Raw genomic sequence first — 24607 nt, forward strand, 5'->3', positions numbered from 1 at the left:
CGCTATGTTGTGCACAACTGAAATTCGGGCCTCAAGGATATGGCGCACATCACACCATCTGTGGAATTGACAGGGGACCCGACACGTTAGTTGAGTGAGAAAGACTCAAGTCCGAGAGAGAGGCTTCGGAATGCCGGCATTCTTCGGGCCTGGTGGCCCTGGGCGTATCGACATCACCCGCTACCTGAGCCGTGGCACCCAGGAACTCATGGCCGCTGCGGCCCGATTCGCCGCCGAACGCGGCGACACGGACCTCGACGCGCTCCACGTCCTGCACGTGATGGCGGAACAGGACCCGGTCCGGTCGGTCATGACCCGCGCCGGGGCCGATCCCGCCGAGGTCCTGGCCGCGGTGGAGCAACGGCTCCCGCAGGAACAGACCCGCACCGCGGTCACCGCTCCCGCCCTCACCGGCGCGATCAAGACGGTGCTGCTCGAGGCGCACCAGCTCACGCGCGCCCTCGGCGCGACCTACATCGAACCCCAGCACCTGTTCGTGGCCCTCGCCGCCGACCAGGAACACGGGGTCGGAGGGCTGCTCGTCTCGGCCGGGATCACCGCTCAGTCGCTCCAGGCCGCCCTGCAGCCCGCCGCGCCCGCCGAGGCGGCGCAGGAGCAGTCCGCCACCCCCACCCTGGACAAGTACGGCGTAGACCTGACCGAGCGTGCCCGCGGCGGCGGCATCGACCCCGTCATCGGCCGTGCCGACGAGATCGAGCAGACCGTCGAGATCCTCTCCCGCCGCACCAAGAACAACCCGGTTCTGGTCGGTGAGGCCGGTGTCGGCAAGACCGCGATCGTCGAGGGTCTGGCCCAGCGCGTCGTCGACGGCGACGTCCCGGACAGCCTGCGCGGCAAGCGGATCGTGCAGCTCGACCTGACCGGTATGGTCGCCGGCACCCGGTACCGCGGCGACTTCGAGGAGCGGCTGACCAAGGTGCTCGACGAGATCGCCGCGCACTCGGACGAGCTGATCGTCTTCGTCGACGAGATCCACACCGTCGTCGGCGCGGGCGGCGGCAACGAAGGCGCGATGGATGCCGGCAACATTCTCAAGCCCAAGCTCGCCCGCGGGGAACTGCACATCGTCGGCGCCACCACGCTCGACGAGTACCGCAAGCACATCGAGAAGGATCCGGCGCTCGAGCGCCGCTTCCAGCCGGTCACCGTCGGCGAACCCGGCCACGACGACGCGGTCGCGATCCTGCGCGGCCTGCGGGACCGCTACGCCGAACACCACGGTGTGCGGTACACCGACGACGCGCTCGACGCCGCCGTGGACCTGTCGGTGCGGTACCTGCCGGACCGGCACCTGCCCGACAAGGCGATCGACCTGATCGACCAGGCCGGTGCCCGGCTGCGGCTGCGCTCACCGCGCGTCGACGAGAAGGCGTTGCGCGAGCAGCTGGCCCGGCTCGAGGCCGACAAGGACCGGGCCGTCGCGGCGGAACGCTACGAGCAGGCCTCGCGACTGCGCGACCAGATCACCGAGGTGCAGGCCCGTCTCGATGCCGGCGCCCCCGCCGGTGCCGAGGTGCCCGAGGTGACCGCGGAACTGATCGCCGAGGTCGTCTCCCGCGCCACCGGCATCCCGGCGACGCGGATGACCCAGGCGGAGAAGGAGCGGCTGCGCGGCCTCGAGGACGAACTGCACCGGCGCGTCGTCGGGCAGGACGAGGCCGTCCGGGCCGTGGCCCGGGCCGTGCGGCGCAGCCGCGCCGGCATGAGCGATCCGCATCGGCCGGTCGGCAGCTTCCTGTTCCTGGGTCCCACCGGCGTCGGCAAGACCGAGCTGGCGAAGGCGCTGGCGGAGGTGCTGTTCGGCGACGAACGCAAGATGCTGCGGGTGGACATGAGCGAGTTCGGCGAGCGGCACACCGTCAGCCGCCTCGTGGGGGCGCCCCCGGGCTACGTCGGCTACGGCGAGGCGGGTCAGCTCACCGAGCAGGTGCGGCGCAACCCGTACTCGGTCGTGCTGCTCGACGAGATCGAGAAGGCGCACCCGGACGTGTTCAACACCCTGCTGCAGGTGCTCGACGACGGCCGGCTCACCGACGGCCAGGGCCGCACGGTCGACTTCACCAACACCGTGGTGATCATGACCAGCAACCTCGGCTCGGACATCATCTCGAGCCGCGGCGGGGCGCTGGGCTTCAGCACCGGGGACGCCGAGGCGGCCGAGAAGCCGCTGCGGGACCGGGTGATGGGTCGTCTGCGCGAGTCGATGCGGCCGGAGTTCCTCAATCGCATCGACGAGATCGTGATCTTCCGCAGGCTCGACACCGAGCAGCTGCACCGGATCACCGACCTGCTGTTGGACGACAGCCGCAAGCGACTGCACGCCAAGGGAATCGAGATCGAGTTCACCGAGGCCGCCGTCGACTGGATTGCCGAGCACGGCCACCAGCCGGAGTTCGGGGCGCGGCCGTTGCGCCGGTCCATCCAGCGCGCCGTGGACGACCGCATCGCCGACCTGCTGCTCGACGACGTGCTCGTCGAGGGTGGGCAGGTCCGAGTCGACGTCGCCGACGACGAACTGGACCTGATGGTGCGCTGACGCTGCCACCGACGCGCAGGCACGCGGGGCGGTGACCGGAACCGGTCACCGCCCCGCGTGCTGTGCAACGGGTCCGCGGGTCGTCGTCGAGCCCGGCTCCGACCGGGCGTCGGCGACGCGGCCCTGTTCCACCGGCCCCTGCGGCATTTGTCCGTTGTCCGGGCGCGCAACTTGTCACCCGCAGTGACAGTGATCACACTGACTGGGCAGCGGTCTGCGATCCCGTGCGGGCCCGGGGTCGCAACGAAGGAGCCGCCCAGGTGGATGTGCAGCAGGGGGAGACGCGGATCGCGGTCGACGAGGAGGAGTTGCAGACGCCATGGCCGAACCTCGCAGCCCGGCCGCGGTGGGGGCCCTCGCCATCCTCGTGATGCTGTTGGCGACGCTGGCGGTCTTCTCCTTCGATTCGCTACCGCTCCTGGGAGCCGGCGCCCTCTACCGTGCCGAGTTCACCGAAGCAGCGGGCCTGAGACCTGGCAACGAAGTCCGGATCGCCGGTGTCAAGGTCGGCAAGGTCATGTCGGTCGAACTCGAAGGCGACCACGTCGAGGTGACGTTCGGAGCCAAGGACGCGTGGATCGGTGACAACACCTCCGCCTCCATACAGATCAAGACGATCCTGGGGCAGAAGTACCTGGCCCTCGACCCCCGTGGCTCCGAGGTCCTGAATCCGCGGGAGGTGATCCCACGCGACCGCACCACGTCTCCCTACGACGTGCTCGAGGCCTTCTCGGCGGCGGCACAGACCATCGGGGAGATCGACTCCACCCAACTCGCCCAGAGCCTGACGGTGTTGTCCCAGGCATTCGACAACACCTCCGACGACATCCGCGCCTCCCTCGACGGCGTCACCCGACTCTCACAGACCATCGCGAGCCGCGACCGAGAATTGCGCAGACTGCTCGACGCGACCGAGCACACCACAGGGGTGCTGGCCGACCGCAATGCCGAATTCACTCAACTGATCACCGACGCCGGACTGCTCATCGGGGAACTGAACAGCCGGCAGCAGGCGATCTCCCAGCTGCTCACCGGAACCCAGCGCCTGTCCCGGCAACTGACCGGACTCGTGCGCGACAACGAAGCCACCATCGGACCGGCACTCGAACAACTCCGCGGCGTCGTGCAGATCCTCGACGCCCGCAACGACGACCTGAACCGGGCGCTGGAGCTGTACTACCCCTTCATCCGCATGTACACGAACATCATCGGCAACGGGCGCTGGTTCGAGGGAGTCATCGTGAATCTCACCCCGCCCGGGTTGCCGGATATTTCGGCGCCGCGCAGTCCCATTCGCACGATGGAAGGCAATTGACCGGCAGACGTCGCATGAGGCCGCAGCGCAGACAGGTCACGCCGCTTCGCCCGCACCGCCACCGGCCCACCTCCGCTCGCCGACACGGGACTGCACATCCGAGCAGTTGCACCGGCATCCCCAACCGAGAGATGATCGTTCGGTCCGGCGCCCACGTCCCATAGCGGCCGCACGCTCCGAAGACGTGGCCCCGGCGGCGGGACGCCGTTCCGGGTTCCGAACCGGACGTCCCCGCGCTCCCGGCTCTCACCCCAGGGTCACACTTCTCACCCCTAGGGTGGCTATCGAGGCTCCCGATCCCGGACAAGTGTCGAGCTGGGTAAGTGGCGCGGCGCCACAAGCCGCGCGATGCGAGGAGTCACTCATGAGCATCGTCAACCTGCAGGCAGACCCCCGGGCCGCTCCGGGGCAGCGCTCCACACCGAAACCCCTCGTCGAGGGGACGACGCTGGCGGGGGTGTGCGGCGTCGTACCACCGCACCGTTACGCTCAGGCCGAGCTCACCAAGATGTTCGCCGACTACTGCCTCGGCGAGGACGGCGACATCAGGTTGCTGCAGCGGCTGCACGCCAATGCCGAGGTCCGGACGCGGCACCTGGTGCGCCCGCTCGAGCGCTATCCGGAGCTGCACGACTTCGACGATTGCAACAACACGTTCATCGAAGGTGCGATCGAGTTGGGTGCGGCCGCCGTGACCGGCGCGCTCGCCCAGTCCGGGATTCGACCCGACGAGGTGGACTTGATCATGTCCACCACGGTCACCGGTGTCGCCGCCCCGTCGATGGAGGCCCGGATCGCGTATCGGGTCGGGCTGCGACCCGACGTCAAACGGGTGCCGATCTTCGGGCTCGGGTGCGTTGCCGGTGCGGCGGGAACAGCGCGTCTGTACGACTATCTGCTCGGGCACCCCGACGACGTGGCCGTCCTGCTGTCCGTGGAACTGTGTTCGCTGACGGTGCAGCGCAACGATCACTCCATCGCCAATCTCGTGGCGACCGGGCTGTTCGGCGACGGTGCGGCAGCGGTGGCGGCCGTCGGTGCCCGGCGCGCCGAACGGACCCGGGCGCGCGGGCCCCGGGTGATCGCGTCGCGCAGCCACCTGTACCCGGACACCGAGCGGACCATGGGGTGGGATGTGGGGTCGAGCGGCCTGAAGATCGTCCTCGATGCCCAGGTGCCCGCCGTGATCGAAAAGTACCTCGGTGCGGACGTCCGCTCGTTCCTGGCCGAACACGGATTGCGGACGGACGACATCACCGCCTGGGTCTGCCATCCGGGAGGGCCGAGGGTGATCCGCGCGGTCGAGTCCGTGCTCGGTCTGTCGTCGCAGGCGTTGGAGATGACCCGCCGGTCGCTGGCCGCGGTGGGGAACCTGTCCTCGTCGTCGGTCCTGCACGTGCTGCGGGACACGCTCGAACAGCGCCCCCCGGAACCGGGCACTCCGGGGCTCATGATGGCCATGGGGCCGGGGTTCTGCTCCGAACTCGTCCTCCTCGAGTGGTAGCGCGGACGCCATGTTCTATCTCCTGCTCGTCGCCGCGGTCGCCACGGAGCGGCTCGCCGAGCTGGTGGTGTCCCGGCGGAACCTGGCGTGGAGCATGGAGCGCGGGGGCCGGGAGAGCGGCCGCGGACACTATCCGGTGATGGCGTCACTGCACGCGGGGCTGCTGGCCGGATGCCTGATCGAGACGTTCGGCGTCGGCCGCCGGTACGTGCCGGCTCTCGGCCGGCCGATGCTGGCACTCGTCCTGGCGTCGCAGTGCCTGAGATGGTGGTGCATCCTCACCCTCGGACACCGCTGGAACACCCGCATCGTGATCGTGCCCGGATTGCCCCTGATCCGCCGTGGGCCGTACCGCCGGCTCCGGCACCCCAACTACGTGGCCGTCGTCGTCGAGGGTGCGGCACTGCCGCTCGTCCACTCCGCGTGGGTGACCGCGGTGACCTTCACTGCGCTCGATGCCGTGGTACTTCGGGTGCGGATCCGCGCCGAGAACGCCGCCCTGCGCGAACTGGTGCGCGATGCATGACCTGATCGTCGTCGGCGCCGGCCCCGCCGGGCTGGCCACGGCCCTGTATTCCGCCCGGGCCGGCCTCGATACGGTCGTGATCGAGTCGAGGCCGTCGCCGATCGACAAGGCCTGCGGGGAGGGTCTGATGCCGGGCGCGGTCGCCTGCCTGCGCGAACTCGGTGTGCCGGTCGACGGACATCCCCTCCGGGGGATCCGGTACACGGACGGGCACTGCCGGGCCGAGGCCGTCTTCCGCGACGGCCACGGCTTGGGGGTGCGCCGCACCGATCTGCAGGCAGCATTGCAGTCCGAGGTCGTGACGCGAGGTGTTCCGGTGCTGCAGCGCCGGGTCTCCGAGATCACGCAGGATGCCCGGTGCGTGACGGCCGCAGGCGCCACGGCGCGGTACCTCGTCGCGGCCGACGGGCTGCACTCCGCCATCCGACGGCAGCTGGGCCTGGACCGCCCACCGTCCGGTCACCACAGGTGGGGGTTACGCCGGCACTTCGAGGTGGCCCCATGGACCGACTTCGTGGAAGTGCATTGGGCCCGCGACCGCGAGGCCTACGTCACCCCGGTCGGTCCCCGCCTCGTCGGCGTGGCGCTGCTCTCCGCTACCCGCGGGTCGTTCGCCCGGCAGCTGGCCGAATTCCCCGCCCTTGCCCAGCGGCTCCCCGACACCGCGGCGACCGCCGTCCGGGGGGCGGGACCGATGCGTCAGGACGCCAGGGCCCGCGTCGCGGGCCGTGTGCTGCTCGTCGGCGACGCGGCCGGATACGTGGACGCGATCACCGGCGAAGGCATCGACGTCGCTCTGAAATGCGCACGCGCCCTTGTGCAGTGCCTCGAATGCGGGCAACCGGCACGCTACGAACGGGCATGGTCGCGGGCGTCGCGGCGCTCACGCCTGCTGACCTCCTCCCTGCTGTGGGCGCGTCGGCAACCCCGCCTCGGCCCTGTCATCGTGCCGCTGGCTGCGCGGTCACCACGCCTGTTCGCTGCCGCCGTCCATCAGGTCGCACGATGACGATGTCGACGTCCCCGACCCGGCCTCCGCCACGGCCATGACCCGCTGGGCCGCACTTCTTCTCGCACGCCGGTGGCTCGTGCTGATCGTGACCGTCACCGCGCTGGTGCTCGGCGGCGCATGGGGGCTGGGGGTCTTCCCCCATCTGAGGTTCGAGGGCTTCCTCGACGACGGGAGCGAAGCCGCGCACGTCACGCACCAGGTCGAGGAGCACCTCGGCCGCCGGGAGCCGGACATCGTCGCCATCTACACCGCCCCACCCGGGCAGAGCATCGACGACATCGGACCCGAGGTGGCCGGGCACCTCGCCGCTCTCGATCGCACCCGGGTCGAGCGCGTCGACACCTACTGGACGGTGCCCGTGGTCGAGAAACCGTACTTGCGCTCCGCCGATGGCACCCGAGCGCTCGCGACGGTGACCCTGCAGCATTCCGGGTCGGGTGATCGGCCGCCGTACCACGATCTGCTGTCCGTGCTGCAGGTTCCCGGAGTCGACACCCAGCTGACCGGCAAGACCGTGGTCGACGATTCGTTCAACACGCAACTGAAGACCGACCTCGTCGTCGCCGAGTCGGTGTCGCTTCCGCTGACCCTGATTCTGCTGGTGATGATCTTCGGCGGACTGACCGCCGCGGCGGTGCCGGTTCTCGTCGCCGCGCTGTCGGTGCTCAGCGCGCTCGGGACGCTTCGGCTGCTGACCATGTTCACCGCGGTCAATGCCTTTGCCCTCAACGTCACCTCCCTTCTGTGTCTCGGTCTGGCCATCGATTACGGACTGTTCATCGTCAGTCGGTTCCGGGAAGAACTCCGCTCCGGCGCCTCGCCGAACGACGCGGTCCGGCGGACCGTTCTCACCGCGGGCCGCACCGTGTGCTTTTCCGCGCTGCTGCTCGTATGTGCCTTCGCCGGAATGCTCGTCTTTCCCCAGGAGGTGATCCGGTCGCTGGGTTTGGGCGCCATCTCGGCCGCCCTCAGCGCGGCCCTGCTGTCCTTGACCGCCGTGCCCGCGGCCCTGGCCGTTCTGGGTGCCCGGATCAACAGTCTGACCTGGCGCCGCGGGGCGGTCGAGCGCGGCGAGGTGCGAGCCCACCGATTCTGGGGAGCCGTCGCCGACCGGGTGATGCGCCATCCGCTGCGCGTCGCAGTCCCGATCATCCTCGTGCTGGTGGTGTTCGCGGCCCCGGTCGTTCTGACGCGGTTCGGCTCGATCAGCTACACCTCGCTGCCGCCCGGCAATCCGGTTCGCGCGGCCACCGAACAGCTGGTCCAGGAATTTCGGTCACCTGGTGGCGACATCACCGTCCTGGTGCACGGAACAGCCGGCTCGCCCCCGCCCCTGCATGCGAGCCTCGGGTTCGTGGCACAGGCCGATGCCGTCGACGGGGTCACCGGTGCGCAGCCCATCGCCACGACCTCGGATTTCACCGTCATCTCCGCGGCGGTGACCGACCGATCGGACGTCGAGCGCGCGAACGCGGCCGTCGCAGCACTGCGTGAGCTGGCGCCGCCGGCAGGAACCCGGATCGAGGTCGGCGGACCGTTCGCCCTCGAGGCCGACAACAATCACGCGATCACCGAGGCGCTGCCCACCATGATCGCCGTCATGGTGGGTGCGACACTGCTGCTGCTGTTCCTGGCCTTCGGCACGGTGGTGCTGCCGGTCAAGGCGGTCGCCATGGCGGGACTGAGCCTCGGGGCGACCTTCGGGCTGCTGACCTGGATCTTCCAGGAAGGACACGGCGCCGGTCTCATCGGTGTGGCTCCGGAGCCCGTCCAGCCCACCCTGGTCGTGTTGATCCTCGCCGTCGTGTTCGGCCTGTCGACCGATTACGAGATCTTCCTGATGTCGCGGATGGTCGAAGCGCATGCTGCGGGGGCGTCGACCGAGACGGCGGTGCACACCGGTACCGCCCTCACCGGTCGTGTCGTCACCTGCGCCGCGCTGATACTCGGTACGGTCACCGCGGCCTTCGCGCTCTCCCCGATGACGATCATGCGGTTCATCGGACTGGGAATGATCTTCGCCCTCGTCATCGACGCCACGCTGGTCCGCATGCTGCTGGTTCCCTCACTGATCAAGCTGATGGGCGACGCGAACTGGTGGGCGCCGGCACCCCTGGCACGCCTGCACCGACGCATCATGCACGGATGGTCCGAGGGCCGGGGCCCGCGCCACCGGGCCACCGCGGGAGGCCGGTCGACACCCGCCGCGGGCCGGCACCGGTCCTCCGTGGACCTGCGCCGACCACGCCGGAAAGGGTCCTCCCCGGACCGGGGGGCGGCCGCGATCGACCCGGTCCACCGGCCGCATCGGGGCGGACTCGACGACCCGGCACCCTCGGGTGAGGATCCCCTGGCGGATACCACCGACGGCCACAGCCCTACGTCGCCTGCACCAGCCGACGGATCGCGTTGAGCGGCAGCCGGATCCACTGTGGCCGGTGGCGGGCCTCGTAGACCACCTCGTAAACGGCCTTGTCCAGTTCGTACGCGCGCAGCAGCGCGGCCGACTCGCGCGGATCCGGGCCGGACGCGCCCGCATAGCCGTCGCAGAACGCGGCGGAGTTGCGCTGCGCCCATTCCTGCGCCCGGAACTCGCGTTGCGCGGCGGCGGCCTCCGACGTCGCATCGTGCAGGGAGTGGTGGGCCGCGTAGTCGAACGAGCGGAGCATCCCCGCCACGTCGCGCAGGGCGCTGTCCGGTTCCCGCCGTTCGTCGAGGGACTTGGCGGGCTCGCCCTCGAAATCGATGAGCAGCCAGTGTTCCGGGGTGCGCAGCACCTGCCCGAGGTGCAGGTCCCCGTGGACCCGCTGCACCGTGGTCGTGCCGGTGGCCGCCGCCTCCGCCAACCGCTCCCGCACCGCCGGGGCGAATTCCGCCAGTTCCGGTACGACGGCACCGGCCGCGTCCAGGCGGCGCAGCATGCCGTCGACGATCTCGCCGACGGGTCGTTGCGACGTCCCGAGGGACTGCGCCAGCAGCGCGTGCACCTCGGCCACGGCCGCGCCCATCCGCTGCGATTCGCCGGCGAAGTCCGTGCCCACCTCGTCCGCCCGCAGGTCGGCCTCGAGCAGCAGGTCCCGCACGCTGCCCAGAGCCATCGACCAGCCGTCGGCGGAGTTGGCCGCGAAGTCCTGCACCATCGCCAGCGTCGTGCGCACGCCGCCGATCTCGGCGTCGATCCACGCGCGCACGGGGGCGACCGACCGGCAGCCCGCCTCGCCGAGCGCGAGGTGCAGTTCCACGTCGGGGTTGACGCCCGGAGTGATCCGGCGGAAGAGCTTGAGCAGCAACTGCTCGCCCAGCACGACGGAGGTGTTGGACTGCTCGGCGCTGAGCGCCCGCCCGCGCAGTCCCTCCTCGATGACCGTGCCGGGCACGGTGTGCAGCTCGACCGGGCCGTACACCTGCCCGGTGGCGATCGAGTGCGCGTACAGGTCGATGATCTCCTGGTCGCGCAGGCCGTCGTAGGCGTGGGGGCGGTCGTCGCCGCTCCCGTCGGGCCGCGGCAGCGCCCAGGGTGCCAGCTCGTCGGGCAGGTGCGGGCGATACCCGAGCGGCACCTGGTAGATCTGCTCGGCGTCGGATTCGAACTCGACGGTCACCAGCAGGTGGTCCGCTCCGAACGCGGGGGTGTCGGTGAGCGGTTCCCGCAGCATGATCCGGACGGCGGCGACGGTTCTGCCCTTGGCGGCGAACCAACGCTGGTGGGGAAGCCACTCGGCCAGCAGGGCCTCGAGCTCCGCATCGGAGTAGTGCTGCACGTTCGGATCCCTCATGGCTGCACCGCCGCCTCGGCTTCGCTGCTCACCGGATGTTCGCCGACGCCTTCCCTCGTCGGATCGGGCTGCAGCGCGAACCAATAGAAACCGTGACCGGGCAGGGTGATCATGTACCCCTCCTCCGTGATCGGTGGGAACGGGACGGAACCGGTGAGCTCCACCGGAATCCACCCTGCGAACCGGGACAGGTCCAGGATGACGGCCTGGGGATACCGGGACAGGTTGTTCACACACAGGATGACGTCGCTGTAGTTGCGGTCCGGGCCGAGCGGCATCTCCCGCAGGTACGACAGGACGGCCGGGTTGGCGCTGCCCAATTCGGTGAAGGCGGCCTTGCCGAACGCCGGATGCTGCTTGCGGACCTGGATCATCCGGCGCGTCCAGTGCAGCAGCGTGTTCGTCGAGTTCATCTGCCGCTCGACGTTCACGGACTGGTAGCCGTAGGTCGGATCCATGATCGTCGGCAGGTACAGCCGCGCGGGGTCCGCCCGCGAGAAGCCCGCGTTGCGGTCGGGTGTCCACTGCATCGGCGTGCGCACGGCGTCGCGGTCGCCGAGCCAGATGTTGTCGCCCATCCCGATCTCGTCGCCGTAGTAGAGCACCGGCGAGCCGGGCAGGCTCAACAGCAGAGCCGTGAACAGCTCGAGCTGGTTGCGGTCGTTCTCGAGCAGCGGGGCCAGCCGGCGCCGGATGCCGATGTTCGCCCGCATCCGCGGGTCGGTGACGTACTCGGCATACATGTAGTCACGTTCTTCGTCCGTGACCATCTCGAGGGTCAGCTCGTCGTGGTTGCGCAGGAAGATGCCCCACTGCGCACTGCTCGGAATCGGCGGTGTCTGGGCGAGGATCTCGGAGATGGGGAACCGGTTCTGGCGCCGCACCGCCATGAAGATGCGCGGCATGAGCGGGAAGTGGAACGCCATGTGGCATTCGTCGCCGACCTCCGGCTCGCCGAAGTACTCCACCACGTCGCTGGGCCACTGGTTCGCCTCCGCCAGCAGCACCCGGCCCGGATACTCCGCGTCGATCACCGCGCGGCACTTCTTCAGGAACGCGTGTGTCTCGGGCAGGTTCTCGCAGTTGGTGCCCTCGCGTTCGAACAGATAGGGCACCGCGTCCAGCCGGAACCCGTCGATCCCCAGGTCGAGCCAGAAGCGCAGGACGTCGATCATCGCGTCCTGCACCTCGGGATTGTCGTAGTTCAGGTCCGGCTGGTGCGAGAAGAACCGGTGCCAGTAGTACTGCTTGCGCACCGGATCCCACGTCCAGTTGGAGGATTCGGTGTCGACGAAGATGATGCGCGCATCCGGGTAGCGCTCGTCGGTGTCGGACCACACGTAGAAGTCGCCGTACGGGCCGTCCGGGTCCGTACGCGACTCCTGGAACCACGCGTGCGTGTCGGACGTGTGGTTCATGACCAGGTCGGTGATCACGCGGATACCGCGCTTGTGCGCCTCGTCGAGGAACGTGACGAAGTCGTCGACGGTGCCGAACTCCGGGAGCACCGCCCGGAAGTCCCGGATGTCGTACCCGCCGTCGCGCAGCGGGGAGTCGTAGAACGGTGGCAGCCAGATACAGTCGGCGCCCAGCCAGGCGATGTAGTCGAGCTTCTCGGTCAGCCCGCGCAGATCACCCGTCCCGTCGTGGTTCGAGTCGTTGAAGGCGCGCACCAGGACCTCGTAGAACACCGCGGTCTTGAACCAGTCGGGATCCACCGCGAGGTTTCTGGCATGGGAGAAGTCCTCGGACTGGGCCTCGACGAGATGGCCGTCGGCTGTGTGTTCCGGTTCGTTCGACCGGTCCCTGGACTCGTGTGAACCTTCGAGCGGCATAACACCTCGGCGATCGTCTCGGCGGTACGGGCAGTGTTCTCGGTTCGTTCCGATCGTAGGGGGGTCGGCGCCGTCGCGCTGGCAATGCGGACTCGCCCCGGGCCCCCGATGTGCACCCCCGCGGGGGCTCGGGTAGGGTGTCCGTCATGCAGCGTGCATATTTCTGGTTTAGCAGGCCGGCCCGGGGTGGGTCGGTCGGCGTAACCGCGCGCTGACTTCTTCCACCTACGAGCCGGACACGGACCGGCTCGCTGGGATCTTTCAGGTTCAGCCAGGGTCGGCCCGGGAACAGGAACCGAACCCCGATGACCACCAGCACCTCCATCTCCACCGCGAATCTCGACGAACAGCGGACCGTGCGGATCAGCCCGCTCGTCGCCCCGGCCGTCGTCCGCGGCGAGCACGCCCCCGACGAGGTGGCCGCCGCCACCGTGCGCTCGGGCCGCGCCGACACCGTGGCGATCCTCGACGGCACCGACGACCGGCTGCTCGTCGTGGTCGGGCCGTGCTCGGTGCACGACCCCGCCGCCGCGATGGACTACGCGCGCCGCCTCGCCGCCAAGGCCGACGATCTGCGCGACGACCTGCACGTGGTGATGCGGGTGTACTTCGAGAAGCCGCGCACCACCCTCGGGTGGAAGGGCCTGCTCAACGACCCGCACCTCGACGGCACCTACGACATCAACACCGGTCTGCGCATCGGCCGCAAGCTGCTGCTCGACGTGTCCGGCCTCGGACTGCCGGTCGGGTGCGAGTTCCTCGACCCGATCCTGCCGCAGTACTACGCGGATCTGGTCACCTACGGCGCGATCGGTGCCCGCACCGCGGCCAGCCAGGTACACCGGCAACTGTGCAGCGCCCTGTCCATGCCGGTCGGCATCAAGAACTCCACCGAGGGTGACGTGCAGGTGGCCGTCGACGGCACCCGCGCCGCCGCCGCGAGCCACGTGTTCCCCGGCACCGATCTCGACGGGCAGGCCGCGCTCATCGAGACCGTCGGCAACCCCGACTGCCACGTCATCCTGCGCGGCGGCTCCGCCGGCCCCAACTACGACGCCGGGACGGTCGCCGACACCATGGCCCGCCTGCGCAAGGCCGGTCTGCCCGAGCGCGTCGTGATCGACGCGAGCCACGGCAACAGCAGCAAGAACCACGAGAAGCAGGTCGACGTCGTCACCGACATCGCCGAGCGGCTCGTCGCGGGCGAGAAGGGCATCGTCGGTGTGATGCTGGAGAGCTTCCTCGCGGCGGGCCGTCAGGACCTGACCCTGGGCCGGTCCGACGAGCTCGAGTACGGCAAGTCGATCACCGACGCGTGCCTCGACTGGGCCACCACGGCCGACCAGCTCGACCGGCTGGCCGACGCGGTGCGCCGCCGGCGCGCCTGAGGCCCGCGGTGCGCCGCCGGCGCGCCTGAGGCCCGCGGCGCCCCTGACGCCGGTGCCCGGGAACCGTTTCGGGGGATGTCCCGGAACGGTTCCCGCCCTCGGCGCTCCGCGGCGCGCGGCCGGTCGCGGTAGCGTCGGAGGCATGCATCAGCACACGCTGTCGGTGGTCGTGCCGGCGTACAACGAGGAACGCTACATCGGTCCGTGCCTGGCGGCGCTGTTGGAGCAGGAAGCGGACATCCGCGAAATCGTGGTAGTGGACAACAATTCGACGGACAGGACGGGCGAGATCGTCGACGCGATCGCCGAGCGGTCTCCGATCGTCCGCCGGATCGTCGAGCCCCGCCCCGGCGTCGCATTCGCCCGCAATGCCGGATTCGACTCGGCGGCAGGAGATCTCCTCGGCCGGATCGACGCCGACACGCGGGTGCGGCCCGGATGGGCCCGCGCGATCCTCGACTTCTTCGCGCGTGCAGACACCGAGAGCGTCGGTGCCGTCAGCGGACTCAGCAACTCCTACGACTCGCCGTACCGGGAGCTCAAGCGCCGGTATATCGAGCAGCGCGTGCGCAAGGGCTTCTTCGGCGGTGAGCGCCGCATCGACAACCTGCACGGTGCCAACATGGCCGTGCGCCGGTCGGCCTGGCAGCGCGTCCGCGACGCGGTCAGCACGGATGCCGGGATCCACGAAGACCTCGACCTGGCCCTGTGCCTGCGCGAGGCCGACATCGAGATCGCCCAGCTCTCCGAGCTGTTCGTCGACATCTCCCCACGGCGTGCGCTGACGCCGCCGCGGGAGTACACCAAGTACATCCGCTCCGGAACCGCCACGTTCGAACTGCACGGCCGGATGAATCCGGTGCTTCGCCGAATCCTGCGGGCGCACTGGGCGTTCCACGTGCTCGTGTATCTGGCCTACCGGCCCTACGATCCGGAGCTGGGCCGGTTCACGCTCACCCGGCTGCTGCGCACACCGCGTGCCCGCACGCTGCCGATCGACGTGGCGGACACCGCCCGCGTGTGAGCGCCGCGATGCGGGGTGCGCCCGGCCCGCGCCGGTCGCACCCCGCGTCCGTTCGTGTCAGCACGTCCGTTCGGGTCAGTGCAGGGGAGTGAAGTCCCGGCTGCCGAGGTAGTCCGGCCGCCGGCGCGGCGCCGAGAACGGCTCGACGAGCGCGTTCTCGACACTGTTGAACACCACGAACAGATTCGACCGGGGGAACGGGGTGATGTTGCCGTTCGAACCGTGCATGCAGTTCGCGTCGAACACCGTGGCCGAACCGGCCGAGCCGGTGAACGTGGCGATGCCGTGCTCGGCGGCCATCGAGGTCAGCGTGTCCTCGTCGGGCGAACCGGTGGGGGGCACGTGCGTGACGAGGGACTGCCGGTAGTAGTCGTCGGGGGTGGTACCGGCGCACGAGACGAAGGTCCGGTGCGAACCGGGCATGATCATCAAACCGCCGTTGTAACCGTAGTTCTCGGTCAGCGCGACGGAGATGCTCAGCGCCCGCGGACGCGGCATCCCGTCCTCGGCGTGCCAGGTCTCGAAATCGGAGTGCCAGTAGAACGGTCCGCCGCGGAATCCCGGCTTGACGTTCAGCCTCGATTGGTGGATGTAGACCGCCGAGCCGAGGAGTTGGCGGGCGATTCCGGCGATCTCCGGTCGCCGGACGATCTCGGCGACCGTGCCGGAGAGGCGGTGCACGTCGAACACGGAGCGCACGTCCCCGCTTCCCGCCTCCCGCACGACCCGCTCGTCGTCGGCCAGATCCCGGCCCAGACGTGCCGTCTCGTCGAGCAGATTTCCGACGTCGTGCGCCGGCAGGAGCGCGTCGACGGTGTGGAACCCGCGCCGGTCGTACTCGGCGACGGCCGGGGCGTCCGGCGGCCCCGTTGCCGATCCCCACACCACCGGATCCGGCCGGGACACGCTCACGCAGTTCGTGCGGTTCCGGGTCGGGTAGTCGTCGATGACGGCCGTCTGCATTGTTGCGAATCACCCTCTCGAAGTCGATGACGGTTCCTTCCGACGCTCTCACCCGCCGTGGGCGGATGCAACCCGTCGCGGAGATCCGCGGCACAAACATGCGCAACGCCGCATGCGCCGGGAGTAGGGTCGCCCCTGGCTGCCGCCGCACAACAGGATGAGGGGATCATGACCGAGACGATGCGCGCCGCGCGTTTTCATGCGGACACCAGAACCAATGTGCTGGAAGATGTTCCGATTCCGTCGCCGGGCCCCGGCGAGGTGCTCGTCAAGGTCGCCTTCTGCGGCATCTGCCACTCGGACCTGAGCCTGCTCGACGGCACCTTCCCGGCCCTGCTGCCGGTGGTCACCCAGGGCCACGAAGCCGCCGGGATCATCGCGGCCGTCGGGGACGGCGTGACCGGGTGGGAGGTCGGGGACCGCGTCGTGCCCTCGGCCGGACGACCGTGCATGCAGTGCCGCAAGTGCCGGCGCGGCGACCTGACCAACTGCCTGAACATCCAGTTGATGGCCTTCGCGTACGACGGCGCCTGGGCCGAGTACACCGTCGCACAGGCGGGCGGTCTCACCCTCGTGCCCGACAACGTCCCGCTCGAGCAGGCGGCGATCCTCGCCGACGCGGTGTCCACGCCGTTCGGCGCCGTCGTGCGCACCGGGCAGGTACAGGTGGGCGAGGCCGTCGGCGTGTGGGGGGTCGGCGGAGTGGGCACCCACATCGTGCAGCTCGCCCGGCTGATCGGTGCCGTGCCGGTCCTCGCGTTCGACATCAACCCCGCGGTGCGGGAGCGGGCCCTCGAACTCGGCGCCGACTATGCGTTCGACTCCCGCGACCCGGACCTGGTGCAGAGGGTCGCCGAGGCGACCGGCGGGAAGATGCTCGACGTGGCCTTCGACTCGGCGGGCGTGAAGGCCACCTTCGACCAGGCCCTGCAGTGCGTGATGACGGGTGGCCGCGTCGTGGTCGTCGGGCTGAGCGGGCAGGAGGCCTCCCTGGGCCCCACCGCCACGTTCGGACTGTCGCGCAAGCACGTGATGGGCCACCTCGGCTACAAGAATGTCGACATCGAAACGCTCGCCGCGCTCGTCTCCCGCGGCCGCCTGGACATCTCCCGCTCGATCAGCGAGATCGTGCCGCTGGAGAACATCGCCGAGGGCATCGAGAAGCTGCACAACCACATCGGGGATCCGATCCGGATCCTCGTTCAGCCCTGACCTGTCGGAGTCTCGTCGTACCGTCGCCGCATGGGTTACGAATTCCAGGTGACGGTCGATTCCGACAGCCCGCACACGCTGGCGAAATGGTGGGCGGCCGCGCTGGGCTGGCGGGTGGAGCCGAGCAACGAGGACTTCATCCGCGGCCTGGTCGCGGCCGGCCACGCCCGCGAGGACGACACCGAGATCTTCGAGGGCGTCCTGGTCTGGAAGGCGGGCGCCGCGATCTCCGATCCCGAGGTGCCCGCGCGTCCGCGCGTGCTCTTCCAGCGGGTGCCCGAGGGCAAGACGGTGAAGAACCGGCTGCACTTCGACATCCGGGCCGGGGAGGAACGTGAGGCGCTCGCCGGGCGGCTCGTCGAGGCGGGCGCGACCGTCCTGCACCGGGGCCGGCAGGGGCCGAGCGAGTGGATCACCATGACCGACCCGGAGGGCAACGAGTTCTGCGTCGGGTGAACCGGCGGACCTACCGATACGCGCGCGGGGTCTTGCCCGTCCATCGCTTGAAGGCACGCCGGAACGCGCTCGGCTCGGAGAAGCCGAGGCGGGCCGACAGCGCGTCCACCGGTTCGCCGCGGCGCAGCCCGGCGATCGCCGTGTCGCGCAGCACCTCCTCGCGCAACTGCCCGAGCGAGGTGCCCTCCTGCCGGAGCAGGCGCCGCAGATGCGGTGCGCTCACCGACAGCATCTCCGCGACTTCCTCGGCGGTCGCCGTGCGTCCCTCGATGCCCGACTCGAAGATCCGCCGCACCTGCGACGCGGCGGTGGAGTCGTAGTCGCGTTCCGACATCATCAGATTCGGCGATTCGCGCAGATAGTCCTCGAGCGTCTCCTCGGTCTGGACGATGGGCGACCGCAGTGCCGCGTTGTCGATTTCGAGCGCCGCCCCGTCGGCGTCGAAGGTGACCGGCACCCCGAAGATCGCGTCGTAGTTCTTCGCGAGCACCGGATCGGGCTCGCCGTAGGGAACCGTGACCGACGCCAGCCGTACTCGTCCGCCGACGAGCCAGGCCGCGAAGCGGTGCAGCAGGATGAGCAGGAAATCGATGATGACGCGGGTCTTGTCGTCGCACGGCTCCGGCAGCACCACCTCGAGCCGGGTCGTCTGCGGGCCCGGCGTCAGCCGCAGTCTCGGCAGCGTCGGCAGCACGCGGTTGACCTCGATCATCCGTTCGAGGGCCTGGGCCAGGTCCCGGCAGTGGATCAGCGTCAGGCACATCACGCGGAAGGTGCCGCGGGGCACCGGCCCCGGCCCGAGGCCGAACAACTCGTCACCGGTGAGCTCCCAGGTCTTCTGCGTGAACCGGGTGACCTGTTCGGGGGTGAGGCGCGCGTGCGGGTGCGCGAGCACCGCGCGACTGATCCGGGCCGCGTCCAGGGCCGGGGCCAGATCCACGCCGTTCGCCGCGGCGAGAACCACCGAGCGGCGCACGAAGTCGGAGGGAATGGTGGCGGGGGCGGTCATGTTCAGCCGTGCTCCCGCAGGCTGCGCAGCCGCCGGACGCCCTCGAGGAGGACGTCGTCGCGCTTGCAGAACGCGAAGCGCACCAGATGGTTCCACTGCTGGGGGTCGTCGACGAAGGCGCTGACCGGGACCGCGGCCACCCCGATGCGTTCGGGCAGGGTCCGGCAGAAGGCGACACCGTCCGTCGCGCCGAACGGGGTGATGTCCGCGCACACGAAATACGTGCCGGCCGAGTCCAACACACCGAATCCGGCGTCGGCGAGGGCGCCGGAGAGCAGATCGCGCCTGCGCTGCAGATCGTCGCGCTGGGCGGCGATCCACGGCTGCTCGTGGGTCAGCGCGTACGCGACGGCGGGCTGGAACGGCGCCCCGGCGACGAACGACATGAACTGTTTCGCCGCGCGCACCCCGTCGATCAGTTCGCGGGGGCCGAGCGCCCATCCGATCTTCCAGCCGGTGACGTTGAACGTCTTCGCGGCGCTGGACACGGTGACGGTGCGTTCGGCCATGCCGGGCAGCGACGCGAGCGGGCGGTGCCGGCGGCCGTCGAACACCAGGTGCTCGTACACCTCGTCGGACAGCACCAGCAGGTCCCGCTCGCAGGCCAGTGCCGCGACCGCGGCGAGCGCCGCGTCGTCGTAGACCGTGCCCGTCGGGTTGTGCGGGGTGTTGACCACGAGCATGCGGGTGCGCTCGGTGACCGCGGCGCGCAGCGCGTCCACGTCCAGGACGAACCCGGACCCCGCGCGGGCGAGCGGCACCGTGCGGCGGCTCGCCCCCGCCAGCGCCACGGACGCGGCGTAGGAGTCGTAGTAGGGCTCGGTGAGCAGCACCTCGTCGCCGGGTTCGACGAGACCGAGGATGGCGGCGCTGATCGCCTCGGTGGCGCCGACGGTGACGAGGACCTCGGTGTCCGGGTCGTGCTCGAGCCCGTACCGGGCGGCGCGGTCCGCCGCGATCGCCCGGCGCAACTCGGGCGTGCCCGGCCCGGGCGGGTACTGGTTGACGCCGTCGGCGATGGCCTGGCGCGCGACGTCCAGCATCGCGCGGGGGCCGTCCGTGTCGGGAAAACCCTGGCCGAGGTTCACGGCGTCGTGCGTAACGGCCAGGGCGGTCATCTCGGCGAAGATCGTGGACGCGAACGGGCGCAGCCTGCGGACGGTGCGGACCCGATGTGAGGACGCGATTTCTGCCATTTCTGCAGCTTAGCCGCGCCCTTCCCGGCCTCCGGCAGCGGTCGTGTCACATCCGGCGGGGCTGTCTCGTCCAAAGGATGAACGGTCCCGCTCGGGACCCGAGGAACGGAGAAGGTCATGGCGCGCATTCCCGCGGTGACACCGGCCGAGGCCGGCGTCACGACGAAGATCGCCTACCGGGTGGCCCGGCGCCGCTTCGGGGAGGTGCCCGAGCCGTTCGCCGTCTACGCCCACCATCCGGCGTTGATGCGGGCGAGCGCCGTGCACGAGATGCTCGTCGAGCGCGCCTCGACGGTGCTGCCGGCGCACGTCCGCGAGCTCGCGGTGTACCGGGTGGCCTGGAGCGTCGGGTGCTCCTGGTGCGTCGACTTCGGCGCGATGCTGCAGCGGCTCGACGGACTCGACGTGGACCGCCTCGAGCACATCGCCGACTACGCGACCTCCGACGCCTACAGCGACGACGAGCGTGCGGCGATCGCGTACGCCGACGCGATGACGGGAGCCGGCGGTGCGGCCGTCGCGGTGACGGACGAGCAGGTCGCCGACCTCGAGCGTCGCTTCGGGCGGGCCGGGGTGGTGGAACTGACGTACCAGATCGCGCTCGAGAACATGCGGGCCCGGATGAACTCGGCCCTGGGCATCCACGAGCAGGGATTCAGCACCGACGCGTGCCGGGTGCCGTGGCTGCAGGACGACGCGGCTCAGGGCAGCACGAGCTGACCGATGGGACCCGGATTCCAGGCGATCTCCCACCGGAATCCGTCGGGGTCCGCGAAATACCCTGTGTAGCCGCCCCACTCACGTTCGACCGCGTCGGAGACCGGATCGGCTCCGGCGCGGCGGGCGGTGTCCAGCACCCGGTCGACGTCCGCTCGGTCGGCGACGTTGTGGGCGAGCGTAACGGGCGGGACGCCGCCCCGCTGCACGGGGCCGACCTCGGCCGCGAACTGCCGTTCGTCCCACAGGGACAGGACGAGGTGCGGGCCGACCTGGATCATCACCACCTCGCCGGGGACGTCGACGACCGGGGTCCAGCCGAGTCCGTCGACGTAGAAGCGCCGGGTGCGCTCGAGGTCGGCGACGGCGAGAGTGACGAAGCTCAGTCGTTGCTCCATGGCCGAAGCCTAGGCGTGTCCGTCCCGGACACGCGAGTGCGGATGGGCGACACTGTTCGTGGTGTCTCGTTCGCGGACCCGACCGCGGCCGGACCCGGATACTGGGAGGCGCCATGGCCGGTGGTTTCGTGCCTGTTCCGGACTGGTTCAGCTGGGAGAATCACGACTGCGGCGTCGCCGTCGCCGACCTCGACGGTGACGGCGCACCGGACGTCGTCGCTCTCATGATCGACAACCCGCGAGAGCAGAACACCGGCTGGTACCGGGTCGGACACGGGCTGGCCGCCGACGGAACGGTGCGCAACTGGGAGTCCTGGATCCCCGTTCCCGATTGGTGGGGCTGGGAGAACCAGGGCGCCGGTATCGCCGTCGCGGACCTCGGCGGTACCGGCACGCTCGACCTCGTCGTCTTCGTCGTCGACAACCCGTCCGGTCAGAACTCCGGATACTTCCGCATCGGCCGCGACCTGGCCGCCAACGGAACGGTCACGGGAGGGTGGACGCCGTGGATCGCGGTCCCGGACTGGTACGGGTGGGAGAACCAGGGCGCCGACATCGCGATCGCCGACCTCGACGGCCTGCCCACCCTCGTGGTCTTCGTCGTCGACAACCCGCCCGGCCAGAACAGCGGACAGTTCCGGCTGGGCCGGGGGTTGACTCCCGAGGGAACGCTGACCGCCGGCTGGACGCCCTGGGTGCCCGTACCGGACTGGTACGGCTGGGAGAACCAGGGTGCGGGCATCGCCGTCACCGACCTCGACGGCGACGGTCGGCCCGAACTGATCGTGCTCGCCGTCGACAATCCGCCGGGGGAGAACGGTGGTCACTACACGATCGGCTGGGGTCTGGACGGATCCGGTCACGCCCTCGACGGCTGGAGCGTGTGGTCCACCATCCCGGCGTGGGGCTTCTGGGAGAACCAGGGTGCGGCAGCCGCAGTGCTGGATCGGGGCGACGGTTCCCGGCCCGAACTGGTCGTGCTCGCGACGGACAACCCACCGCAGCGCAACACCGGATACCTCCGCGTGGTCGAACTCGTCACGGACGTCGACGAGGCGCCCGACATGGGCCTCTGGCGGCTGCTCGACTTCGGCACCGAGATCAATCCCGTGCACGCGGCGCTGCTGCACACCGGGGACGTGCTCTTCTTCGCAGGCTCCGGGAACGATCCCGACCACCATGCAGCCCATCGATTCCGCACCAGAGTCTGGCACTATCCCGCTCCCGAACTCGACGCTCCGGCCACACCGATCGACCTGTTCTGCGTCGGGCAGGCGTTTCTTCCCGACGGGCGCCTTCTCGCGGCCGGGGGCACCGAACGGTACGACCCGTTCTACGGTCTGAAGGACGCGCTCGTCTTCGATCCGGTCACGGGGGAGTGGTCGGCGACCGCCGACATGACGTACGGGCGGTGGTACCCGACGCTGCTCACCCTCGGCGACGGGAACGTGGTCGCGGTGTCCGGACTCGGCGCCGACAACCATCTTTCGGTCGTCCCCGAGCGGTACACCGCGGCGACCGCGACGTGGTCGGAACTGCCGTCGCCGGGCCCGATCCCGATGTATGCGCACCTGTTCCTGCTCGCGGACGGCCGGATCTTCTATTCCGGAGGTCAATACGGCGGGAACAACGGCATGCGGCCGTCCGTGTGGGATCCCGATACGGGTCACGTCACCGCCGTGGCCGGCCTGGCCGTGCCCGGTTCCCGCAATCAGGCGGCGAGCGTGCTGCTGCCGCCGGCCCAGCAGCAGAGGGTCATGATCCTCGGCGGCGGAGGATTCGACCTGCACAGTCCCGCACCTGCACTCGCCGACACGCGGATCGTCGACCTCACCGACCCGGAGCCCGCCTATCGGCCCGGTCCCCCGATGGCCCATGCCCGCATGCATCTGAGCGCGGTGCTGCTCCCGGACCGCACGGTGCTCGCCACGGGCGGTTCGGCGGTGGAGGAGACGGCGCACGGCGCACCGCCCCATGCGGAGATCTACCGGCCCGCCACCGGCGTGTGGACGCACACCGCGCCCTCTCGGGTGCCCCGGCTCTACCACTCGGTCGCCTTGCTGACCCCCGACGGGAAAGTGGTCACCGCCGGCTCGAATCCGGCCCGCAAGACGGAGGACCTGCGCATCGAGATCTACTGGCCCCCGTATCTGTTCCACGGCGACCGGCCGACCCTCGAGCTGGCCGCCGCCGAGGGCGGGTACGGGGGAACCGTTGCCGCGACCGTGCACCCGCGCGGCGCCGTACAGACCGTCGGCCTCGTCCGTCCGGGCGCCTGCACCCACTCGTGCGACAGCGAGCAACGCCTGGTCGACGTCGCGTTCACCACCGGGGCGGGTGGATCGGTCACGCTGCATCTGCCCACCGACCCCGACCTCGCGCCGCCGGGGTGGTACCTCGTGTTCGCGGTCGACGAGCACGAGGTGCCGTCGATCGGCCGATGGCTGCACCTGGGGTGAAACCGATCGCACCGTCCGGTCGGCGGATTCGGCCCGGTTCGCTACGCTCGGTGGTCGTCCCCGCGGGCGAGCAGGACGCCGCGGAGCTTGTCGGGATTCGCCATGTCGTAGGCCGCCCAGACCCGTCCGTTGCGGACCGTGCAGCCGACGACCCGGCCGGCGAAGGCCCGGTGGGTCTCGTCGCCGGGGCCGCCCCCGCTGACGAACCCGAGTTCGCCGTTGACGAGCGCCGGTGTGCCGGCCAGGAACGCCTCGGCGCCGTAGCGCTGCATCAGGCCCAGGAAGAACCGGGCGAACCGCTCCGCGCCGACGACGACGTTGACGGCCGTGCGGGTCACCCCGTTGGCGTCTCCGATCACCCGGGCATCGGGATCGAGCGCCGCGACCACCGCCGCGAGGTCCCCGGAGGCGAGGGCGGTCATCAGCCGCTGCACCGCCTCGACGTGCTCGGCGGCCGGCACGGGGGGCGGCGCGGCCGCGACGGCCCGCCTACCGCGGGAGGCGAGCTGGCGCGCGGACGCCGGCGTGACGTCGAGAATGCCGGCGATCTCGTCGAACGGCACGGCGAACCCGTCGTGCAGGACGAAGGCGACGCGCTGGGCGGGGGTGAGCGTGTCCAGCACGACCATCGCCGCCATCCTGCTGTCCTCCTGCCGCACCACGGCTTCCAGTGGATCCGGGGCCGGCGATCCGCCGAGCGGGGTGACGATCGGCTCGGGCAGCCACTGGCCGACATAGTTCTCCCGGCGCGCCGTCGCCGACCGCAGCCGGTCGAGGCACAGGCGTCCGACGACGGTGGTCAGCCATGCCCGCAGATCGTCGATCCGGTCGGTGTCGGCGCCGTCGAGGCGCAGCCACGCGTCCTGGACCGCGTCCTCGGCGTCGGCGACGCTGCCCGTCAGCCGGTAGGCGACGGAGAGCAGGTGCGGCCGATGCTGCTCGAAGGCGTCGGCGAGCACGGCGGTGCGCATGGGGCGATCGTACCGACCGACGGCGCGATCGCGACCGGTACGGCACCGGACCGAACATGTCAAGGGATCCGCACACGGATGCGCCGAAGCGTTGACCCGTCGCGGCGGCCCGGGACAGACTTCCGGAGTCCGATCGCCGCAGAAGGAGTCCACCGTGTACGAGTGTCCGGACTGTTGTCGCTGACCCTCCCGGTGTAGCCCGGCGTGCCGGCCCGTCCGGCCGGCCGCCGTCGCGCGATCTTCCGTTGCCGCACCGCGAATCCCGGTGTCGCGTACGCCTTCACTGTCG

19 protein-coding genes are annotated in these 24607 nt (G+C 70.2%); 12 read left to right on the top strand and 7 right to left on the bottom strand.

What is annotated here, in order from left to right:
• Positions 1-130 precede the first annotated feature (130 nt).
• The 6 genes from KZJ41_RS06500 to KZJ41_RS06525 all read left to right on the top strand — a co-directional run bounded on the left by KZJ41_RS06500 (position 131) and on the right by KZJ41_RS06525 (position 9327).
• Complete coding sequence (locus KZJ41_RS06500; protein WP_029541747.1) at positions 131-2557, top strand: ATP-dependent Clp protease ATP-binding subunit; 2427 nt, start codon at positions 131-133, stop codon at positions 2555-2557.
• Positions 2558-2876: 319 nt separating this feature from the next.
• Complete coding sequence (locus tag KZJ41_RS06505; RefSeq protein WP_006946898.1) at positions 2877-3872, top strand: MCE family protein; 996 nt, start codon at positions 2877-2879, stop codon at positions 3870-3872.
• Positions 3873-4236: 364 nt separating this feature from the next.
• Entirely contained in the window at positions 4237-5376 is a 1140-nt protein-coding gene (locus KZJ41_RS06510; protein ID WP_232334103.1) for a type III polyketide synthase, read from the top strand.
• A 10-nt stretch (positions 5377-5386) separates the two neighbouring features.
• Positions 5387-5902: an isoprenylcysteine carboxyl methyltransferase family protein gene (locus tag KZJ41_RS06515; RefSeq protein WP_006946895.1), complete on the top strand. Its 516-nt coding sequence runs from the start codon at positions 5387-5389 to the stop codon at positions 5900-5902.
• Positions 5895-6911, top strand: a complete 1017-nt coding sequence (locus tag KZJ41_RS06520; protein WP_029541754.1) for an NAD(P)/FAD-dependent oxidoreductase — start codon at positions 5895-5897, stop codon at positions 6909-6911. Before KZJ41_RS06515 ends, KZJ41_RS06520 begins: the two co-directional genes overlap by 8 nt.
• Before the next feature lie 37 nt (positions 6912-6948).
• Positions 6949-9327, top strand: a complete 2379-nt coding sequence (locus KZJ41_RS06525) for an MMPL family transporter (RefSeq protein WP_065922951.1) — start codon at positions 6949-6951, stop codon at positions 9325-9327.
• Here KZJ41_RS06525 and KZJ41_RS06530 read toward each other — a convergent pair.
• Both KZJ41_RS06530 and treS read right to left on the bottom strand, forming a co-directional pair.
• Complete coding sequence (locus KZJ41_RS06530) at positions 9293-10690, bottom strand: hypothetical protein (RefSeq protein ID WP_065922950.1); 1398 nt, start codon at positions 10688-10690, stop codon at positions 9293-9295. The genes KZJ41_RS06525 and KZJ41_RS06530 overlap by 35 nt on opposite strands.
• The gene (gene treS, locus KZJ41_RS06535; RefSeq protein ID WP_006946891.1) at positions 10687-12525 is read right to left on the bottom strand and encodes a maltose alpha-D-glucosyltransferase; all 1839 of its coding nucleotides are present in this window, start codon (positions 12523-12525) and stop codon (positions 10687-10689) included. Before treS ends, KZJ41_RS06530 begins: the two co-directional genes overlap by 4 nt.
• Before the next feature lie 305 nt (positions 12526-12830).
• Between treS and KZJ41_RS06540 the strand changes: the two genes are divergently transcribed.
• Both KZJ41_RS06540 and KZJ41_RS06545 read left to right on the top strand, forming a co-directional pair.
• Complete coding sequence (locus KZJ41_RS06540) at positions 12831-13913, top strand: 3-deoxy-7-phosphoheptulonate synthase (RefSeq protein WP_029541763.1); 1083 nt, start codon at positions 12831-12833, stop codon at positions 13911-13913.
• Positions 13914-14055: 142 nt separating this feature from the next.
• Positions 14056-14937 (top strand): glycosyltransferase family 2 protein, encoded by an 882-nt coding sequence (locus KZJ41_RS06545; RefSeq protein WP_065922948.1) that lies wholly within the window; start codon positions 14056-14058, stop codon positions 14935-14937.
• A 75-nt stretch (positions 14938-15012) separates the two neighbouring features.
• Here the strand turns inward: KZJ41_RS06545 and thpD are convergent, their stop codons facing one another.
• A complete protein-coding gene (gene thpD / locus KZJ41_RS06550) occupies positions 15013-15900 on the bottom strand; it encodes an ectoine hydroxylase (RefSeq protein WP_029541769.1) in 888 nt (295 codons plus the stop codon).
• Between the two features lie 168 nt (positions 15901-16068).
• Here thpD and KZJ41_RS06555 point away from each other — a divergent pair, with 168 nt between their 5' ends.
• Positions 16069-17112: a zinc-binding dehydrogenase gene (locus KZJ41_RS06555; protein ID WP_006931096.1), complete on the top strand. Its 1044-nt coding sequence runs from the start codon at positions 16069-16071 to the stop codon at positions 17110-17112.
• A 30-nt stretch (positions 17113-17142) separates the two neighbouring features.
• Complete coding sequence (locus KZJ41_RS06560; protein ID WP_029541773.1) at positions 17143-17568, top strand: VOC family protein; 426 nt, start codon at positions 17143-17145, stop codon at positions 17566-17568.
• Positions 17569-17578: 10 nt separating this feature from the next.
• Here the strand turns inward: KZJ41_RS06560 and KZJ41_RS06565 are convergent, their stop codons facing one another.
• Both KZJ41_RS06565 and KZJ41_RS06570 read right to left on the bottom strand, forming a co-directional pair.
• On the bottom strand, positions 17579-18577 hold the full coding sequence (locus tag KZJ41_RS06565) for an AraC family transcriptional regulator (protein WP_006931106.1): 999 nt from the start codon (positions 18575-18577) through the stop codon (positions 17579-17581).
• A gap of 2 nt (positions 18578-18579) precedes the next feature.
• Positions 18580-19773, bottom strand: coding sequence for a pyridoxal phosphate-dependent aminotransferase (locus KZJ41_RS06570; protein ID WP_080688542.1), 1194 nt, complete (start codon positions 19771-19773; stop codon positions 18580-18582).
• Between the two features lie 117 nt (positions 19774-19890).
• Between KZJ41_RS06570 and KZJ41_RS06575 the strand changes: the two genes are divergently transcribed.
• A complete protein-coding gene (locus tag KZJ41_RS06575) occupies positions 19891-20493 on the top strand; it encodes a carboxymuconolactone decarboxylase family protein (protein ID WP_006931110.1) in 603 nt (200 codons plus the stop codon).
• On the opposite strand, the gene KZJ41_RS06580 is transcribed toward KZJ41_RS06575, so the two are convergent.
• Positions 20475-20888 (bottom strand): VOC family protein, encoded by a 414-nt coding sequence (locus KZJ41_RS06580; protein ID WP_006931112.1) that lies wholly within the window; start codon positions 20886-20888, stop codon positions 20475-20477. The two genes, KZJ41_RS06575 and KZJ41_RS06580, sit on opposite strands and share 19 nt — an antisense overlap.
• A 113-nt stretch (positions 20889-21001) precedes the next feature.
• Here KZJ41_RS06580 and KZJ41_RS06585 point away from each other — a divergent pair, with 113 nt between their 5' ends.
• Positions 21002-23347: a galactose oxidase-like domain-containing protein gene (locus KZJ41_RS06585; protein ID WP_065922947.1), complete on the top strand. Its 2346-nt coding sequence runs from the start codon at positions 21002-21004 to the stop codon at positions 23345-23347.
• 41 nt (positions 23348-23388) lie between these two features.
• On the opposite strand, the gene KZJ41_RS06590 is transcribed toward KZJ41_RS06585, so the two are convergent.
• On the bottom strand, positions 23389-24318 hold the full coding sequence (locus KZJ41_RS06590) for a sigma-70 family RNA polymerase sigma factor (protein WP_065922946.1): 930 nt from the start codon (positions 24316-24318) through the stop codon (positions 23389-23391).
• Between the last annotated feature and the right edge of the window lie 289 nt (positions 24319-24607).

It is taken from the genome of Rhodococcus sp. 11-3, assembly GCF_023704055.1.
GTDB classification, from domain to species: Bacteria; Actinomycetota; Actinomycetes; order Mycobacteriales; family Mycobacteriaceae; genus Rhodococcus; species Rhodococcus aetherivorans.

Excerpts from the sequence above, each read along its gene's own strand:
- KZJ41_RS06500 (WP_029541747.1), top strand. The coding sequence starts at position 131 with ATGCCGGCATTCTTCGGGCCTGGTGGCCCTGGGCGTATCGACATCACC.
- KZJ41_RS06505 (WP_006946898.1), top strand. The coding sequence starts at position 2,877 with ATGGCCGAACCTCGCAGCCCGGCCGCGGTGGGGGCCCTCGCCATCCTC.
- KZJ41_RS06510 (WP_232334103.1), top strand. The coding sequence starts at position 4,237 with ATGAGCATCGTCAACCTGCAGGCAGACCCCCGGGCCGCTCCGGGGCAG.
- KZJ41_RS06515 (WP_006946895.1), top strand. The coding sequence starts at position 5,387 with ATGTTCTATCTCCTGCTCGTCGCCGCGGTCGCCACGGAGCGGCTCGCC.
- KZJ41_RS06520 (WP_029541754.1), top strand. The coding sequence starts at position 5,895 with ATGCATGACCTGATCGTCGTCGGCGCCGGCCCCGCCGGGCTGGCCACG.
- KZJ41_RS06525 (WP_065922951.1), top strand. The coding sequence starts at position 6,949 with ATGACCCGCTGGGCCGCACTTCTTCTCGCACGCCGGTGGCTCGTGCTG.
- KZJ41_RS06530 (WP_065922950.1), bottom strand. The coding sequence starts at position 10,690 with ATGAGGGATCCGAACGTGCAGCACTACTCCGATGCGGAGCTCGAGGCC.
- treS (WP_006946891.1), bottom strand. The coding sequence starts at position 12,525 with ATGCCGCTCGAAGGTTCACACGAGTCCAGGGACCGGTCGAACGAACCG.
- KZJ41_RS06540 (WP_029541763.1), top strand. The coding sequence starts at position 12,831 with ATGACCACCAGCACCTCCATCTCCACCGCGAATCTCGACGAACAGCGG.
- KZJ41_RS06545 (WP_065922948.1), top strand. The coding sequence starts at position 14,056 with ATGCATCAGCACACGCTGTCGGTGGTCGTGCCGGCGTACAACGAGGAA.
- thpD (WP_029541769.1), bottom strand. The coding sequence starts at position 15,900 with ATGCAGACGGCCGTCATCGACGACTACCCGACCCGGAACCGCACGAAC.
- KZJ41_RS06555 (WP_006931096.1), top strand. The coding sequence starts at position 16,069 with ATGACCGAGACGATGCGCGCCGCGCGTTTTCATGCGGACACCAGAACC.
- KZJ41_RS06560 (WP_029541773.1), top strand. The coding sequence starts at position 17,143 with ATGGGTTACGAATTCCAGGTGACGGTCGATTCCGACAGCCCGCACACG.
- KZJ41_RS06565 (WP_006931106.1), bottom strand. The coding sequence starts at position 18,577 with ATGACCGCCCCCGCCACCATTCCCTCCGACTTCGTGCGCCGCTCGGTG.
- KZJ41_RS06570 (WP_080688542.1), bottom strand. The coding sequence starts at position 19,773 with ATGGCAGAAATCGCGTCCTCACATCGGGTCCGCACCGTCCGCAGGCTG.
- KZJ41_RS06575 (WP_006931110.1), top strand. The coding sequence starts at position 19,891 with ATGGCGCGCATTCCCGCGGTGACACCGGCCGAGGCCGGCGTCACGACG.
- KZJ41_RS06580 (WP_006931112.1), bottom strand. The coding sequence starts at position 20,888 with ATGGAGCAACGACTGAGCTTCGTCACTCTCGCCGTCGCCGACCTCGAG.
- KZJ41_RS06585 (WP_065922947.1), top strand. The coding sequence starts at position 21,002 with ATGGCCGGTGGTTTCGTGCCTGTTCCGGACTGGTTCAGCTGGGAGAAT.
- KZJ41_RS06590 (WP_065922946.1), bottom strand. The coding sequence starts at position 24,318 with ATGCGCACCGCCGTGCTCGCCGACGCCTTCGAGCAGCATCGGCCGCAC.